11 protein-coding genes and 1 pseudogene are annotated in these 17,543 nt (G+C 70.2%); 7 read left to right on the forward strand and 5 right to left on the reverse strand.

Annotated elements, in window-relative coordinates; translation table 11 throughout:
- Positions 1–419 (reverse strand): annotated as a pseudogene (locus B072_RS0106795) (response regulator); the annotation flags it as partial.
- 712 nt (positions 420–1,131) lie between these two features.
- Between B072_RS0106795 and B072_RS0106800 the strand changes: the two are divergent.
- From B072_RS0106800 to B072_RS0106820, 5 genes are all read left to right on the forward strand, one after another.
- Positions 1,132–1,335, forward strand: coding sequence for a cold-shock protein (locus tag B072_RS0106800; RefSeq protein ID WP_018529187.1), 204 nt, complete (start codon positions 1,132–1,134; stop codon positions 1,333–1,335).
- 265 nt (positions 1,336–1,600) lie between these two features.
- Positions 1,601–3,040, forward strand: a complete 1,440-nt coding sequence (locus tag B072_RS0106805) for a DEAD/DEAH box helicase (protein ID WP_018529188.1) — start codon at positions 1,601–1,603, stop codon at positions 3,038–3,040.
- A gap of 85 nt (positions 3,041–3,125) precedes the next feature.
- Complete coding sequence (locus B072_RS0106810; RefSeq protein ID WP_018529189.1) at positions 3,126–3,527, forward strand: CBS domain-containing protein; 402 nt, start codon at positions 3,126–3,128, stop codon at positions 3,525–3,527.
- 49 nt (positions 3,528–3,576) lie between these two features.
- Positions 3,577–3,882 carry an SCO5918 family protein gene (locus B072_RS0106815; protein WP_018529190.1) on the forward strand — a complete coding sequence of 102 codons (306 nt, stop codon included), beginning with the start codon at positions 3,577–3,579 and terminating at the stop codon, positions 3,880–3,882.
- Positions 3,883–4,563: 681 nt separating this feature from the next.
- Entirely contained in the window at positions 4,564–4,902 is a 339-nt protein-coding gene (locus B072_RS0106820) for a MerR family transcriptional regulator (protein WP_018529191.1), read from the forward strand.
- 357 nt (positions 4,903–5,259) lie between these two features.
- Here B072_RS0106820 and B072_RS0106825 read toward each other — a convergent pair whose 3' ends face one another.
- From B072_RS0106825 to B072_RS0106835, 3 genes are all read right to left on the reverse strand, one after another.
- On the reverse strand, positions 5,260–5,730 hold the full coding sequence (locus B072_RS0106825; protein WP_018529192.1) for a MarR family winged helix-turn-helix transcriptional regulator: 471 nt from the start codon (positions 5,728–5,730) through the stop codon (positions 5,260–5,262).
- A gap of 106 nt (positions 5,731–5,836) precedes the next feature.
- The gene (locus B072_RS0106830) at positions 5,837–7,309 is read right to left on the reverse strand and encodes an MFS transporter (protein ID WP_018529193.1); all 1,473 of its coding nucleotides are present in this window, start codon (positions 7,307–7,309) and stop codon (positions 5,837–5,839) included.
- Positions 7,310–7,416: 107 nt separating this feature from the next.
- On the reverse strand, positions 7,417–8,919 hold the full coding sequence (locus B072_RS0106835; RefSeq protein WP_018529194.1) for a SulP family inorganic anion transporter: 1,503 nt from the start codon (positions 8,917–8,919) through the stop codon (positions 7,417–7,419).
- A 348-nt stretch (positions 8,920–9,267) separates the two neighbouring features.
- On the opposite strand from B072_RS0106835, the gene B072_RS0106840 reads away from it, so the two are divergent.
- Positions 9,268–9,672 (forward strand): MerR family transcriptional regulator, encoded by a 405-nt coding sequence (locus B072_RS0106840; protein ID WP_018529195.1) that lies wholly within the window; start codon positions 9,268–9,270, stop codon positions 9,670–9,672.
- 66 nt (positions 9,673–9,738) lie between these two features.
- Positions 9,739–10,092 carry a VOC family protein gene (locus B072_RS0106845; protein ID WP_026245524.1) on the forward strand — a complete coding sequence of 118 codons (354 nt, stop codon included), beginning with the start codon at positions 9,739–9,741 and terminating at the stop codon, positions 10,090–10,092.
- 117 nt (positions 10,093–10,209) lie between these two features.
- Here B072_RS0106845 and B072_RS45445 read toward each other — a convergent pair whose 3' ends face one another.
- The gene (locus B072_RS45445; RefSeq protein WP_078506322.1) at positions 10,210–17,247 is read right to left on the reverse strand and encodes an isopeptide-forming domain-containing fimbrial protein; all 7,038 of its coding nucleotides are present in this window, start codon (positions 17,245–17,247) and stop codon (positions 10,210–10,212) included.
- Positions 17,248–17,543: the final 296 nt, after the last annotated feature.

The raw sequence follows: 17,543 nt of genomic DNA on the forward strand, positions 1-17,543 counted from the left end.
ACGGTCTGGCCGGCACGGATGTCCCGCAGCGCGCCGAGCACGGTGTCGATGCCCGGGATCCGGTCGTCCAGGAGGTAGGCGATCCGTGAGGCGCCGCCGCGCAGGAGTTCCAGGGCGAAGCCGTTGCCGCGGTCGGAGATGACGACGATGCCGACCCCCGGATGGTCGGTGCGCAGGCGGCGGGCCGCTTCGAGGGTGGCCATGGTGGTGACGACGGGTGTGCGCAGACTGATGATGACCGCGTCCGGTTCATGGCCCTCGACCACGGCCACCAGGTCGTCGGGGTGGCGGACCCGGCCCACGATCTTGATGTCGGGGGTGTCGGCGAGCAGCGCGGCGAGGCCGTCCCCGATCAGGAAGCTGTCGGTGGCGAGGACGACGGTGAGGGGTGTGGTGAGGGGTGTGCTGTCGGGTGCCATGTCCGGTCTCCTGGCTGGCGGGCAGCAGATCTCGGAGATGGCCGGTTGCGACGGAGGCTTTCCCAAGCCAGGGCAACCGCCGGACACGTCAAAGGTCTCGTGGTTCGACTCTACTCCGCAGGGCCCGCACCGAGGCCGATCTCACGGGCCGACCGGCGCGAACTGGGCTTCCACGGCGGCATGTTGGGGGCCCCCCCCTCGGCGCCACCTCACCCCAATCTCCCGGCCTGCACGGACACGGAGCTGTCGGCGTGAGCACCCTCAAGTGCGGTCGCATCGCTCGCTCCTGGCCGGTGCCGGGCATGCCCGACTGGGGCGGCAGGACGTACGACCGGCAGCAGGTTGCTTCATCGCACCGGTTCGAGCCGGCGTGTTCCTTCATCCGAGCCGGCGGCCGGACAGCGCGCGTCCACAGAACGTTGCGCTCCGGGAGAATTAATTTCTACGTTCGCGAAGGGAGAGTTTAACCGGCCGTGCGGGAAGAGTTTTTGGCGCGACGAGCGGAATGGAATTCTTCGACACGCAGAGGCCGCCGAGACGTGCTACTGTCTTTTCAGTTGCAGTTGTGGTTCCCGAAACTTCGAGTGCTCCCGATCGAATATCAAGACGGGGGCGCTTTTGTATGACCGGTATTTTCCGGCGGGGTGATCATCGCGGCGACACGGTATTCGCAGAGTGTGGATGCCGATGTACTGCCCCAAAGGAGATCGACATGGCCAGTGGCACCGTGAAGTGGTTCAACGCGGAAAAGGGTTTCGGCTTCATCGAGCAGGACGGTGGCGGCGCCGACGTGTTCGCCCACTACTCGAACATTGCCGCCCAGGGCTTCCGCGAGCTTCTCGAAGGCCAGAAGGTGACCTTCGACATCGCGCAGGGCCAGAAGGGCCCGACGGCCGAGAACATCGTTCCCGCCTGACGCTGACGCGTACTTTGCAGCTGGGGCCCGCATCCTTCGGGGTGCGGGCCCCAGCTGCATGCATTTCCCGCAGCGGTTTTCCTGCGGGACCGGCGCCCCGGATGCCACATCCTCACCGCGCCTCTCATTTCAGTGACCGCGCCCGCACATGTTCTTCGCCGGCCAGATTCACCGTCGTTCACCATCGGTACATTCTTGCAATTCTCTGCGCTGCTCATCTTTGCGGGAATTCCTTGATATGCACCGCATCGAGGAAGGTTCCCCTATGAACCGCACACGCACGAATGACCGCTTCACCCGCACCCGTAAAAGCAGTGCCGGACCGGCCCGGTCCGGCGGTTACGGCCGTCGGACCGCTGCGCCGCAGGGTGAGTTCGCGCTCCCCGCGACGATCACTCCCGCGCTTCCCGCCGTGGAGGGCTTCGCCGATCTCGACATGCCCGCGCCGTTGCTGGCCGAACTCGGCAGGCAGGGCGTCGCCGTACCGTTCCCGATCCAGGGCGCGACGCTGCCGAACTCCCTCGCGGGCCGTGACATTCTGGGCCGCGGGCGCACCGGCTCCGGCAAAACCCTCGCCTTCGGGCTCGCCCTGCTCTCCCGCATCGCCGGACAGCGCGCCGAGCCCCGCCAGCCGCTGGGGCTGATCCTCGTCCCCACCCGCGAGCTCGCCCAGCAGGTGACCGACGCACTCACTCCGTACGCCCGCTCCGTCAGGCTCCGCCTGGCCACGGTCGTCGGCGGGGTGTCGATCGGCCGGCAGGCCAGTGCGCTGCGCGGCGGAGCCGAGATCGTGGTGGCGACCCCGGGCCGTCTCAAGGACCTCATCGACCGTGGTGACTGCCGACTGAACCAGGTCGGCATCATCGTGCTGGACGAAGCCGACCAGATGGCGGACATGGGCTTCATGCCACAGGTCACCGCGCTGCTCGACCAGGTGCGCCCCGAGGGGCAGCGCATGCTGTTCTCCGCCACGCTGGACCGCAACGTCGACCTCTTGGTGCGCCGCTACCTGACCGACCCCGTCGTCCACTCGGTCGACCCGTCGGCCGGTGCGGTCACGACGATGGAGCACCACGTTCTGCATGTCCAGGGCGCCGACAAGCACACCGCCACCACCGAGATCGCTGCCCGCGACGGCCGCGTGATCATGTTTCTGGACACCAAGCACGCCGTCGACCGACTGACCCAGGACCTGCTCAACAGCGGCGTGCGCGCCGCGGCGCTGCACGGCGGGAAGTCACAGCCCCAGCGCACCCGCACCCTGAAGCAGTTCAAGACCGGGCACGTCACCGTGCTCGTCGCCACGAATGTCGCCGCCCGCGGCATCCACGTCGACAACCTCGACCTCGTCGTCAATGTCGACCCGCCGACCGACCACAAGGACTACCTCCACCGCGGCGGCCGGACCGCCCGCGCCGGCGAGTCCGGCAGCGTCGTCACCCTCGTCACGCCGAACCAGCGCCGCGGCATGGTCCGCCTCATGTCGGACGCCGGGATCCGCCCGCAGGTCACCCAGGTCCGCTCCGGCGAGCCGGAACTGCACCGCATCACCGGCGCCCGTACTCCCTCCGGCATTCCGGTCGTCATCACCGCGCCGGTGGACGAACGCCCCAAGCGCGGCGCAGCCTCCCGTGGCCGTCGCCGTCCCGCTTCGGCGAGCCGGCGCGCGTCCGTACAGCAGCGCCGTGTCGAGAAGGCGGCCTAGGCCGTGTCCGCGACATCCCTTCTGCCGCGCGACGCCTGGCACCTTCGTGATCAGGAAGCTGATCCTTCTTTGTAGGAGACATCTTTTGACGCTGGTTCAGATGCAGCTCCACCCGACGAACGCCGACGCCACGCGCACGGGGGTGGTCGATACCGCGGAGGAAGCCGGACCGCGGGTCTGGGGCGACATGACGGTCGAGGTCGCGCTGTCCGTCATGGCCGGCGCCCGAGTCGGGCACCTGCTCGTCTGCGACGAGGACGGCAGGCGCACCGGTCTGATCACCCTGGCCCGGCTCACCGCCGTCCGTGACGGCTCCGGATACACGGACCGGATCCGCCTGCGTGACATCAGCGGGGACAGCGGACCATTTCCCTCGCCACGGGCGACGGCCGAAGCCGAGCACCCGGAGGGCTGCGACCGGCCCGGCATCCTGCCCGTGGGTGACGGACACGGCAGCACCCTGGCCGTCCTCGGCCTCGCCGGTTGATCCCTCACCACGGTCGGTCCCACCTCCCCCCCTCTCCTTGTGAGGTCTCATGCGCTGTGTCATCGCCCGCTTCCCGTTCGACCTGACCAAGGCCGATGTGCTGCACACGATGAAGGGCGTCAAGCCCGAGCCGGTCACCGGTGAGTCCGTGACCATCGGGCGGCGCCGGTACCCCGTCAAGCAGGTCGGCCAGGTGATCACCCGCCAGGACCGCCGTGACTTCAGTGCCGGCGAGGTCGTCCGGGCCATGACCCGACTCGGCTTCACCTGCCGTACGGTCCCGACGGCCGCGCCCGCGCTCACCGTCAGCCCGCTCCAGCGGGCTTCCGCGATGCTGGGGACCAGCGTGGCCTGAGCCGACGAGGGCGGGCGCGAGACGACACCAGAACAGCAGTGAGGGCCCGACCGGGACGACCGGTCGGGCCCTCACTGCGTGCCGGGCCGTCGTCCTTGCGCTGCAGGTCCGGCCTCCTCAGCCATCCATAGGGCGACACAGAGGATTACCTCATCGTCGGGCATCCAAAAATCTATCCTCACCAGAGTAGACATTAGGCACTCACGTGGTTATGGTTTCTGTTGTAGCCGAGATCGAGCAGAGTCCGGCAGACACGAACTGCCGGGCAGCAACGCACGCATCACGGTGCGGTGGTGGAGTTTCGGAGCCAGGGTTTTCGCACGACGGCGACGGGGCTGACCACCGGACCGGGTGGCCCGCAGTGATCAGGGGCCGCCGCAGCAGGAGGCCGTGCAGTTCACGGTTTTGCAAGAGAGTCACTCAGAGGGAAGAACGGAGGAATCGATCGCCATCAGGATCGCCCGGGCACAGGACTGAACCCCGGGTACCGCAGGACATCGATAGGCAGGTGGTCTCCGGTCACGCATCCGCGATCCCCGCACTCCCGTCGGCATTCCGGACGGTCATGCGGAAACAGAAGGCCGACGCAGCATCATGGTCGGCAGATGGTGTAGTAGTTCCTTCGGGGCCCTGGTGCCGTACGGCACCAGGGCCCCTCCACGCGTTCCGCAGAGAGGTGAAATGACAGCAGACAACTCGCTGGGCCGTCTCGATGACGACGACTACCCCGCCTACACCATGGGCCGGGCCGCCGAGATGATCGGCGCCACTCCTGGCTTCCTGCGCGCCATCGGCGAGGCACGGCTGATCACGCCTCTGCGCTCCGAGGGCGGGCACCGCCGCTACTCCCGCTACCAACTGCGGATCGCGGCCCGCGCGCGTGAGCTCGTCGACCAGGGCACCCCGATCGAGGCCGCATGCCGGATCGTCATCCTCGAGGACCAGCTCGAAGAAGCCCAACGCATCAACGCCGAGTACCGAAGGGCCGCCGAATCCTCCGATTCGACGACCACGGCCTGAGGCGAGCGCCGCTCCAGCCCGACGGAACCCGGCCCCGCCCTGCGCGACCTCGTTGAACTCGCTGCCGATGGAGCGGCTCAGCCGCCGAAGACGGTCTCCGCGTCGAGAACCGTGACAGGGACCCAGGGATCCGGCCGGACCCGGTCATGATCAGTTCGTGATCGTGACGCTCGGCATCGCGCAGGTCCCCGATCGAGGATCCGAGTCATGCGCGGCACGGGGCAGGGCCGTGGCCCGGAGGCGGCGAGGTCGCTCGGGCAATCGGGCAGGTAGCGCACCGGAGCCCGGCCCAGGACCGGCGGAGACCGGAGCTCAGGCCCTCGCCGCGTCTCCTGGAGTTGTCCGGGCGGTGGCCGCCTACGCCTTGGTCGCGCGGTCGTACGCGGCCACTGCCCTCTCGAGGAACGCCGCCACCGTGGCCTGTTCCTCAGCTGTCATGGACTCGGTGATCTCCTCGATGCCCACGACAAGGGGCTCCACGTGTTCGAACGCGGCCTGCTCCCAGTGCTCCGCCGGGGTCACGAGCACCTTGCGCCGGTCGCTGGGGTGCGGCCGGCGGCTCACGTGGCCGCCGTCGGCCAGGCGGTCGATGACCAGCGTCATCGCCGCTGTCGATGTACTGAGTTCGCGGGCCAGTTCGCTCGGCGTCGCCGGTCCGGCGCTGACCAGGCGGTCCATCACCGCGAGCCCTGCGGGATCGACGTGCATCTGCCGGCCCAGGTACCGCTCGAACCGCTGCTGGCGGCGCGTCAGATTCCGCAGCCGGTCACGGAGGGGACCGTCCACCGGGGCCGCGGGCTGGGGTTCGGTGGGCTGGTTGGCAGTCATGGCGTGGGAGCTGCTCCTGGATTGCTGAGGGCGTCGGCAATCAATGATGCACACGGGCGGCGCCCCGGTCCCGCGGGCCGCCGTTCGGGCCGTACCCGACCGGGGATCACACAGTGGCGTAACCGCTGTCGTGGGCGGTGGGATCGATGCCGTGCTGGTCTTCCTCGGGCCGGCCCTTCTTCGGCAGCAGGAAGGTGATGGCCAGGAACGCCGCGAGGAGGCATGCCTGGACGATCAGCGCGTGATGGAAGCCCGCGGTGAAGTCGCCGGCCCTGACCTGCGCGAAGAACACCGAGCCGAAGATCGCCACACCGATGGAGCCGCCGATGGCCTGCACCGCGGACAGCACTCCGGAGGCGGAGCCGATCTCGTCGTCGTCGACCGCGGCGAGGATGAAGCTGAACAGGGCGGCGATCACCATGCCCGCCCCGACACCGGCCACCGTCACACCCGGGGCGATGTCCCAGATCGAGAAGGAATCGGCGCTGAGACCGTCGAGCTCGAACCAGAGCAGCGCCGCGCCGGCGAGCTGGATCACCGGCCCGACCTGGAGGACCTTGCGGCCGATCCGGTCGGCGAGGAAAGCGCCGCTCACCGCGCCGCCGATCGCCGTACCCACCGCGAGCGGCAGGTTGCCCAGGCCCGCGTCACCGGCGCTGAAGTGCCGGCCGATCTGCAGGTACAGCGTGAGCACGAGCTGCGTGCCGATCAGTCCGCCGAAGAACAGGGCGATACCGCCGAGCCCGACGGTGAAGGCGGGCTTGCGGAGCAGGGCCGGGGTCACCAGGGGCTCGCGGCCCGCCGCGGCGGTGCGGCGCTGCCGCAGCGCGAACAGGCCGAACCCGACGACGGAGGCGGCCATGCACAGCCAGGTCCACAGCGGCCAGCCGGCCTCCTGCCCCTGGTTCAGCGGCAGGACGAGGAGCGCGCAGGACGCCATCACCAGGCCCGCGCCGGCCAGGTCGACGCGTACGGTGCGGTCGCCCTGTTTCCTCGGGACGAACTTCGCCGCGATGGCCAGGGCCGCGAGCCCGATGGGCAGGTTGACCAGGAACACCGAGCGCCACCCGAGGCCGAAGAAGTCGCCCTCGATGAGGAAGCCGCCGAGCACCGGGCCGATGATGCCGCCCAGGCCGAGCACCGGACCGAAGATCGCGAAGACCTTGGTGAGCTCAGGGCCGGAGAAGTTCTCCCGCAGCAGGCCCAGGCCCTGCGGGAGCAGCACAGCCCCCGCGGCGCCCTGGAGCAGCCTGAAGGCGATCAGGGACTCGATGTTCGGCGCCAGCGCGCACAGCAGCGAGCTCAGTGTGAAGCCCGCCAGTCCGGTCAGGAACATCCGGCGCCGCCCGTAGCGGTCGCCCAGCCGGCCGCCCAGGACCAGGCCGGCCCCCAGCGTGAGGGCGTAGCCGCCGATCACCCACTGCAGCCCGACGGAACCGGCGCCGAGGGACTCCTCGAGTGCGGGACCCGCGACGTTGACGATCGAGGCGTCGAGGAGATCCATGACCTCCGCGACGATCATCACCACCAGGATCAGCCATCGCCACCGGTACGGCTCGATGGTCGGATCGGCGCCCATATTGCCTCAGCTCATTGATTACCAATATTCTTAGCAATATTGAGAGTAGCCGGAGCCCCGCAGGTGTCAATCTCAGGCATCACCGCACTGGTCAGCCGCGCAAGGAGCTAGTGCCCGCCCGTCAGTTCGCCGCTGAGCTTCTTGTGGAGGTGGGCGCTCGGCTCGTTGAGGCCCGTGATCTCCACCTGCTTGCCCCGCTGGGCGTACTTCGTCTCGATCGCGTCGAGCGCGGCGACGGAGGAGGCGTCCCAGACGTGGGTGGCGGAGAGGTCGATGACGACCTTGTCGGGGTCGCCCGCGTAGTCGAACTGCGTGACCAGGTCGTTCGAGGAGGCGAAGAAGAGCTCGCCGCAGACCCGGTAGACGACCTGGTGGCCTTCGGGGTCGGTGACCGCGGTGACCTCGGCGAGGTGGGCGACCCGCCGGGCGAAGATGACCATGGCCGTGACCGTGCCGACGACGACGCCGATGGCGAGGTTGTGGGTGGCGACCACGACGGCGACGGTGAGCACCATGACGGTGATCTCACCGGCCGGCATCCGCTTCAGGGTGTTGGGCGCGATGGAGTGCCAGTCGAAGGTCGCGAAGCACACCATCACCATCACGGCGACGAGCGCGGCCATGGGGATGTCGGAGACGAGCGGGCCGAAGACGATGCAGAGCACCATCAGCAGCGAGCCCGCCAGGAACGTGGAGAGGCGGGTGCGGGCGCCCGACACCCGTACGTTGATCATCGTCTGGCCGATCATGGCGCAGCCGCCCATGCCGCCGAAGAAGCCGGTGACGATGTTGGCGATGCCCTGGCCGATGGACTCGCGGGTCTTGTTGGAGCGGGTGTCGGTGATGTCGTCGACCAGCTTCGCCGTCATCAGCGACTCCATCAGGCCGACCAGCGCCATGGCGAGCGCGTACGGGGCGACGGTCTTCAGCGTCTCGAAGGTGAACGGCACGTCGGGCAGCCCCGGCACCGGCAGGGACGAGGGCAGCGCGCCCTGGTCGCCCACGGTCGGCACCACGATCCCCGCCGCGACGGTGATCACGGTCAGGACGACGATGGAGACCAGCGGCGCCGGGACCACCTTGGTGACCTTCGGGAAGAACACCATCAGCAGCAGGCCCGCCGCGAGCAGCGGGTAGACGGCCCACGGCACGTCGGTCATCTGCGGCAGCTGCGCGGTGAAGATGAGGATGGCCAGCGCGTTGACGAAGCCGACCATGACCGAGCGGGGCACGAACCGCATCAGCTTGGCGACGCCGAGCGCGCCCAGGACGACCTGGAAGACGCCGGCCAGGATGACGGCGGCCACCAGGTAACCGAAGCCGTGCTCCCGGTTCAGCGGGGCGATGACGAGCGCGACGGCGCCGGTGGCGGCGGAGATCATGGCGCGGCGCCCGCCGACGATCGAGATCGTGACGGCCATGGTGAAGGAGGCGAACAGGCCGATCGCGGGGTCGACCCCGGCGATGATCGAGAACGAGATCGCCTCGGGGATCAGGGCGAGGGCGACGACGAGGCCGGCCAGCACCTCGGTGCGCCACACCTTCGGGTCACGGATCCAGTCGGGCCTGAGCGCGGAGACGAACGCGGAGACGAACGCGGGGACGGACACAGGGGCAGACACAGGGGCGGTACCTGTCGTGATCGGGCACGCCCGGCCTCCGGGAGCGGGAGGGGCGTACGGGAGGGCATACGGAAGTCTGGGGTGAGCGGCGAACCGCCGCTCAGGGGCGACGCATCACGGCGGGCAGGCGGCGGCGCGGGAGGACATGGGCATCCGCTCGCTCTCTCCTGCTCTTGGCCGGCATCGGTCCCGCCGGGGCGTCATCGGCCCGACACGGCGGTACGGGACAGCTGTCCCGCCGGCCCGCACGGGCAACTCTACCCTGACGTTAGGGTAGAGATCGAAGCCGTCCGGACGAGAGAATGCCGTGCGGACGATGACGAGGAAGGCAGGCGCGTGAGCGGCGAGCACATGCAGATCGGCGAGGTCGCCGCACGGACCGAGCTGTCGCTGCGCACCATCCGGCACTACGAGGAGACCGGCCTGGTCGCCCCCTCCGCCCGGTCCCAGGGCGGCTTCCGTCTCTACACGGAGTCCGACGTCGCCCGTCTCATGGTCATCCGCCGCATGAAGCCGCTCGGCTTCACCCTCGACGAGATGCGCGACCTGCTGGCGGCCACCGACCGCCTCGACACCGGCGCGGAGCTGCCCCCGGCGGAGCGCGAGCGGCTCCTGGACCGCGTACGGCACTTCGAGCAGGCGGCCCAGCAGCGGGTCGCCGATCTGCGCACCCAGCTGGCCCGTGCCGAGGAGTTCGCCGGCACGCTGCGCGAGCGGCTCCCCGCGGCGCCCGCGGGCTGATCCCGCCGCTCCGACAAGATCGTCGATTTCCTGATCCGGTGGCCCGGGCGGCCCTACACTCCGCAGATGGCTCTGGATTGGGAACAGGTGGTCGTCCACTCCGCGGACCCGGCGGCGCTGGGGCGGTGGTGGGCCGACGCGCTCGGCTGGGTCGTCGTCCACTCGTCCGACGACGAGTTCGAGATCCGTCCGGCGCCGGACCGCACACCGGGGATCGACTTCGTCCGGCTCGACGAGGCGAAGCGGTCCAAGAGCCGCCTGCATCTCGACTTCAGGCCCGATGACCAGGCCGCCGAGGTGGCCCGTTTCGAGGCGCACGGCGCGAAGCGGGTCGACATCGGCCAGGGCGAACAGCCGTGGGTGGTCCTGGCGGACCCCGAGGGCAACGAGTTCTGCATCCTCGGCCAACGGAAGCCGTAACGGCAGCCGTAACAACAGCCGCAACGACAGCCGTACGCAAGGCCGGAGGGCCGGTACCGAGTTCGGTACCGGCCCTCCGGCCTTTTCTCACCCTGCGCCGCCCCGCCTTACCCCGCCCTACCCCGCGTTCCTGCGGCCTCGGCGCACGGCGACCATCAGGAGCACGCCGAGGGCCAGTGCGAGGGCTCCGGCCAGGGCGACGAACACCGTGGTGGCCGCGGACGAGCCGGTGTCCGGCAGGCTCGCGGCGGGCGGTGCCGGGTGGTCGGGGGTCGTACCGGGCGGGTTGCCGCCCGGAGTCGGGGTCGGGGTCGGCACGGGCTGCCCCGGGGCCGGAGGCACCTCGGTCGTGGTGGTGCAGCCGGCGTCGGACGAGCCGGGTTCACAGGTGGATCCGGTGGGCCCGGTGACGACGTTGGCCAGCTTCCGGTCGCCGCGCACCGGGTCCGCCACGGTGACGGAGTAGGTGACGGTGACGGTCTCCCCGGCCGGCACCTCGCCCGACCAGGTCACCTTCGGCTCGGCGTAGGAGACCTCGCCCGCGGTGGCCTCGGCGTCGTCGTTGTACGCGGCGTCGTCGAGGACCTCGGTGAGGTCGTCGGTGAACGTCGCGCCGGAGTACGCGCCGGGGCCGCTGGAGGCGACGGTGACGGTGTAGGTCACCTTGTCGCCGGGCTTCACCTCGGTCGCGGACGCCGTCTTGACGATCTTCAGGTGGGCGGGTTCGACGACGACCGTGTAGTCCTCGACCTCGCCGGGCCCGCCGAATCCGGTCGGGCGGACCGGCTCGGTGGCCGCCCTCAGCGCCCGGCTCGCGGCCGCCGCGCTGTCGTCGCCGAAGAGCCGCAGCCGGGCGAACGTCGTCCCCGCGGCCGTCCCGGACATGCCGGTCACGGTCAGCGGGCAGTCGGTGGCGCCCGCCGGGACGGTCGCGGTGACCACCTCGTCGTCGTCGAAGGTGCCGTCCTCGTCCTTGTCGATCCACAGGGCGAGGGTGGCGTCGCGGCCGGTCTCGTTGGTCACCGGCACGTTCACGGTGTACCGGTCCTGGTGCTGGTACACCGTGACGGTGCGCAGGCCGTCGTCGTCCGCGTCGTCACCGGCCTTCGCGTGCGGGTGGCCGTCCCGGTCCGGGGCGACGGTGCCGCCGATCCGCAGGCCGGGGACGATCTCGTGGAACGCGCCGCCGCGCGACCGGGTGGTCCGGTAGCTGTCCGGCGCGTCCCCGAAGTCGTACTCGGGGCTGGGCAGGACGCTCACGCAGTCCGGGTCGGTGCCGCCCTCGCGGCAGTTGGAGCCGGGCGGGCCGACCACGCCGTTGACGTACCGGCCGTCGCCGTCACCGGGACCGGAGACGGTGAACGAGTAGGTCACCGTGGCCGTGGCGCCCTGCGCGAGGTCACCGGTCCAGGTCAGCCTCGGTTCGGCGTAGGACACCGCACCGGTGGTGGCCTCGGCGTCGTCGTTGTACGCCGCGTCGTCGAGGACCTTCGTCAGGTCGTCGGTGAACGTGGCGCCCGGGTAGTCCGCCTCGCCGTCGGCCGTGGCGGTCACCGTGTAGGTGACGGTGTCGCCGGTCCTCGGGTTCTTCGGCGACACGGACTTCTTGAGCGTGAGGGTGGCGATACCGGCGTCGGTGCCGCACGCCGGGTCGGTCGAACCGGCCGGGCAGTTGGTTCCCGGACTGTCCGAAGTGACCGCGTTGGCCAGCTTCTTGTCGCCGCCCGGCGGGGTGCCGACGGTCACGGAGTAGGTGACCGTGACGGTGCCGGCGGCGGGGACGTCACCCTTCCAGGACAGCTTCGGCCGGTCGTAGGAGACGGTGCCGGAGGTGGCGGCGGCGTCACCGGCGTACGCGGCGTCGTCGAGGACCTTCGTCAGGTCGTCGGTGAACTCCGCGTCCGGGTAGGCGGCGTCCGGGCTCTCGTTGGTGACGGTCACCGTGTACGTGACCTTGTCGCCGGGCTTCGGGGCCGCGTTGTCGCTGCTCTTGCCGATGTCGAGCGAGGCGACGGGGTCGGTGACCGAGCACTTCGGGTCGCTCCCGCCGGCCGGCGGGCAGTTGCTGCCCTCCTGGCCGACGACCGCGTTCTTGAGCGTGCGGTCGCCGAGCTTGTCCGGGTCGTCGAAGACGGTCACCGAGTAGGTGATCGTCACCGTCCTGCCCGCGGCGATGTCACCGCTCCACTCCACGGCCCCGGCGGTCGCCCCGACCGTGCCGCCGGTCGCCTTCGCGTCCCGGTTGAACGTCGCGTCGTCGGTGGTGCCCGCCAGGTCGTCGGCGAACGTCGCGTTCCGGTAGGTGCCCTTCCCGGTGTTGGTCAGCACGACGGTGTAGGTGACCTTGTCGCCGGGGACGACGGGCTTCGCGCCGTCCGAGGTCTTCTCGATCTCGTACGTGCCGACGCCCACGGTCGTCGTGCACTTCGGGTCGGTGGAACCGGCCGGGCAGTCGGATCCCGGCGGACCGGTGACGCCGTTCCTCAGTTCCTTGTCGCCCAGGCCGGCCGCCTCGTCGACCGTCACCGAGTAGGTGACCGTCACGGTCCGCCCGGCGGCGACGTCGCCGGTCCAGGTCAGCACCGGCTCGGTGTAGGTGACCGTGCCGTCGCTCGCCTTCGCGTCCCGCTCGTACGTGGCGTCGTCCAGGACCTCGGTCAGGTCGTCGGTGACCCGCGCGCCCTTGTAGTCGGCCTTGCTCGGGTTGGTGACGGTGAGGGTGTAGTCGACGCGGCCGCCGGGGTTCGCCGACCCGGCCGGCCGCACGGCCTTGGTGATCTCCAGGGAGGCGACCGGCGTCTCGGTGGTGCACTCGTCGACGCAGGTGGAACCGGGCGGCCCGGTCACCACGTTCGTCAGCTCCTGGTCGCCCTTGCCGCCCTTGAGCGGGTCGGCGACCTTCACCGAGTACGTGATGGTCACCGACTCGCCGGCCGGGACGTCACCGGTCCATCGCACCTCCGGCGCGCTGTACGTGACCCGGCCGCCGGCCGCCTTCACGTCGGCGCGGTACGCGGCGTCGTCGAGGACCTTCGACAGGTCGTCGGTGAAGGTGGCGTCCTTGTAGTCGGCCTTGCCGGTGTTGGTGACGGTCACCGTGTAGGTGACCGTGTCCCCCGGCCTGGCCTCGGTCACCGAGGCGCTCTTCGCGATCCGGAGGGTCGCGACCGGCGTCTCGGTGGTGCACTCGTCGGCGCAGGTGGAACCGGGCGGCCCGGTCACCGTGTTGGTCAGGACCTTGTCTCCCTGGGGCGGGGAGCCCACGGTCACCGAGTAGGTGAGCGTCACCGTCGCGCCGACCGCGACATCGCCCCGCCAGTGGATCTCGGGCCGGTCGTAGGCGATGTCACCGGACGTGGCCCGCGCGTCGCCGTTGTACGTGGCGTCGTCGAGGACCTTCGCCAGGTCGTCGGTGACGAGGGCGTCCTTGTACCCGGCCTTCCCGGTGTTGGTGACGGTCACCGTGTACGTGACCTTGTCGCCGGGCTCGGCCCGCGAGGCGGACGCGCTCTTCTCGATGTCCAGGGACGGGACCCCGGTGGTGGTGGAGCACTTCGGGTCGGTGGAGCCCTCCGGGCAGTTGGTGCCGGGGAGGGTCGAGGTGACCGCGTTGGCCAGGGAGCCGTCGCCGGTGGCCGGGTCCTTGAGCGTCACCGAGTAGGTGAGCGTGGCCTTCCCGTCGACGGGGATCTCGGTGTTCCACGTCAACTTCGGCTCGTCGTACGTCACTTGGCCGGAGGAGGCTTCGGCGTCGGCGCCGTACGTGGCATCGTCCAGCGCCCTGCTCAGGTCGTCGACGACGGCGCCGCCGACCGGCGTGCGGCCGGTGTTGGTGGCGGTGACCGTGTAGGTGACCTTGTCGCCGGGCTTGGGCTCGGGGTTGTCGCTGCGCTTGACGATCTCCACCGCGGACAGCCTGGCGGTCGTGGTGCAGGCCGCGTCGGTGGAGTCCGGCGGGCAGTTGGAGATCCTGGGCCCGGTGACCTTGTTGGCGAGGACGCCGTCGCCGCTGCCGGCCGCCTTCGCCTTGACCGTGTAGGTGAGGGTGACCGTGGCGCCGACGGCGAGGTCGCCGGTCCAGGTGGCGGTGGTGCCGTTCACGGTGAGGGTGCCGCCGGTCGCGGTGGGCGTACCGGAGAGCGTGGCGTCGTCGAGGACCTTCGACAGGTCGTCGGTGACGGTGGTGTCGTCGAGCGCCGTCTCACCGGTGTTGGTGAGGGTCACCGTGTAGCCGAGGGTGGCGCCTGGGGTGACCGTGGTCCGGTCGGCGGACTTGGTGATCCTCATCGAGCTGACCGGGGCCCGCTCGACGGTGACCGGGTAGTCCTCGATCTCCCCGATGACGGTCCGCGAGGTGTCTCCGTCGCCGGTCGGGCTCGGCGAGGTGACCGTGCCGGCCCGCAGCCACAGCCGGGCGTACGTGGCGCCGGTCCTCGGCCCGCTGATCCCCGACCAGTTGAGCCGGGCCGAGGTCGCCCCGGCGGGGACGGCCACGGACGCCAGCTCACCGGCGTCGAAGGTGCCGTTGCCGTCGAAGTCGACCCAGCCGGAGAGCGTGGCCGCCGCGCCGGTGGTGTTGGTGAGGGTGACCGGCACCTCGTACGACCGCGTGTCCGTGGTGATCTTCGGCCAGGTGGTGACGCCGTCGTCGAAGGTGTCGCCGAGGGCGTTGAGCGCCTGGTCGTCGCCGGGGGTGCGGGCCTGGCGCTCGGAGGAGACGTTCCGGCCGAGCGTCAGGGACTTGTCGATCGCGGCGACCGGTCCCTTGCCCTTGGTCGTGCCGTACGAGTCGGGCGCGTCCCCGAAGTCGTAGTCCTTCAGGCATCCGGCCGCGTCGTTGCCCGTGGTCGCGTTGGACTTGGCGGCCCGGTACGCGTCGGGGACCTGGTCCCTGGCGATCGGGGCCGAGGCGGACGAGGCCGACAGGTCGATCGCGTAGATGACGCCGGTGTCGTTGTTCGCCGCGTAGAAGGTGCCGAGGTTGTCGAACCAGACGCCGCCGTAGGCCGCGACCGGCGTCTTGTGGACGCCGAGGTTGGTGGCGTCGCCGGTGGCCGGGTCGAGGCGCCACAGGGTGCTGTTGTCGCCGAGGATGCCGTAGAGGAATCCGTCGGCGGGGTTGACCGCCCAGTCGGCCACGTTGCCGTAGCTGTTGCCGCCGCCGTTCAGGTCGTCGGTCCTGACCGTCCTGACGACCGACGAGTAGGTCGGGCTCGCCGGGTCGATGTCGATCGTGTACAGGTTGCCGCTGCCGTAGTCGCGGACGTACAGCAGGGAGCCGTCGACCGAGTTCGCCGCCGAGTTGGCCGTGGGGGTGCTGCCCCCGGGCCAGCCCTTGACGTCGGTGGTCGTGAGCGAGCCGGTCGCCGGGTTGTAGCGGCCGAGCTTCCCGTCCGTGCTGACGCCGTAGACCGCGCCGTCGAGCGGGCTGTAGCCGATCGACGCGCCGGGCGATGTCTCGGCCACCTGGGTCTGCGCGCCGGTGACGAGGTCGACCGCGTACAGGCCGGTCTTCCCGCCGAGGTACTGCGACAGGTACGCGACGTCCGTGCAGTAGCCGCCGCGCGGTGGCTTGTCGACGGTGACCGTGGTGGTGCAGCCGTCCTCCTTGCCGGTGACGCAGTTGGAGACGGACGAGCCGGTCACCTTGTTGGTGGCCTTCCCGTCACCGGTCGCCGGGTCCTTCAGCGTCACGGAGTACGTGAGCGTGACCTTCGCCCCGGGGTCGAGTCTCCCCGACCACGTGAGCTTCGGCGAGGCCCAACTCGGCGTACTCGTCGTGGACTTGGCGTCGTTGTTGTACGTCGCGTCGTCGAGGACGGCGGTGAGGTCGTCGGTGACCGGGGCCGTCAGGGGAACCGGTCCCGTGTTCTCCACGGTCACCGTGTAGCCGACCTTGTCGCCCGGCTTCGCCTGCGCGCCGGAGGCCGGCGTGGAGGTCTTGGTGATCGTGTACCGGGGGTCGGCGAAGGTGACGGTCGCGCACTCCGTGGGCCCGTCCAGCCCCTTCACGTCGCCGATGTTCTCCGGGCAGTTCTTGTACGTGCCCTTGGCCGCCGTGACGTCCACGCTCAGCGTGCAGGAGGACTGCCCGTCGGTCAGGTCGCCCTTGAGCGCCAGCGAGTTGCTGCCCGTCCCCTCCGTGACCGAGCCGTTGGCGCAGGTCGTCCTGGTGGCGGGCGGGTCGGCGACGGTCAGGCCCGCGGGCAGGCTGTCCTTGAAGGACCAGCCCTTCTTCGCCCGCAGGTCCGAGGTGTTGGTGACGGTGAACGTCAGCGTGGACGTGCCGCCCGTCGCCGCGACCGCGGGGGTGAACGCCTTGTCCACGCGCGGGGTGACGTCCAGGACCTGGATGTCGTCGAAGGCCGCGTCGTTCCCGGCGTTGCTGCCGTTGGCGTTCACCATGCGCACGCCCAGCGTGCTGCCGTTGAACAGCACGGGGGCGTCACTGGTCGTGTGCACCGCCTTCGCGCTGCCGATGGTCCTCGCGCCGGGGTCGGTGCACGGGTTGATGGCCTTCGACGACGTGGAGATCGCCGTCGTCCCGTCCATCAGGAAGAACTTCAACTGCGGTCCCGAGACACCGCAGTTGTAGGCCGCGGAGGAGACCGAGAAGGTGTAGAAGCGGCCGGGGGTGACGTCGATGGGGTTCTTCGTCTCGAACTCGACCGAGTTCGCCCTGGGAGCCGTGACGGTGAAGGCGGCCACCGCGTGGTTCTTGTCGGCGTTCGCCGACCCGTTCAGCTGACCCAGCACGTTGGCCAGCTCGCGGGTCGAGTTCCACCACGAGCCGCAGTCGGCGGTGCCGGGCGCGTACCCGGCCGAGTCGGCCTTGTTCAGCACCCAGCCGTTGCAGCCCTTGAGCCAGCCCGGGTCCGCCGTGTACGTCATGTTCCGCGGCGGGGCACCGGTGTAGCCCGAGAGCAGCGCCGGAGCCGCGGGCGGGTTCTCGAAGTCCTCCTTGTAGACCTCGGTCGGCTCCGCAGGAACCGGGGCCGCGGCCGCGCGTGCCGGCTGTGCGGGGGCCGCGCCCGCCGCGCCGAACACCGGCAGCGGCGCCGCCACGACGGCGAGCACCGACAGCAACGCCGTTCCCAGGACAGGAGCACGCCGTGGCACCCGCAATCGTCGGAACAGGTCTCTCGCGCCGCGCATGGCCGCCTCCACAGTGACCCACAGTGATCAATGTTGCGAACTTCACACACTTCGCTTATGTGAGGAAGGAGGCGATTACGGCGAGTTACGCAACTGCACTCGAACGGCCGCGGCCGCTTCGCTCGGTTGCCGTGCGGAAGGCCGACGGCACGCGCGGCGTGCGGCTCCCGGGCTCCCCCTGTACCCTGGATGGCGTAAGCGAAGGGGAGTAGCCCCGCGAACCGGTCGTCGACACACTGGAGCCCCGGCTCCCGGTGGCCGGGCCCACGCCGCACCGCGGTGAGGGCGGGCGAGAC

It is taken from the genome of Streptomyces sp. HmicA12, from assembly GCF_000373565.1.
Taxonomy (GTDB): Bacteria; Actinomycetota; Actinomycetes; order Streptomycetales; family Streptomycetaceae; genus Streptomyces.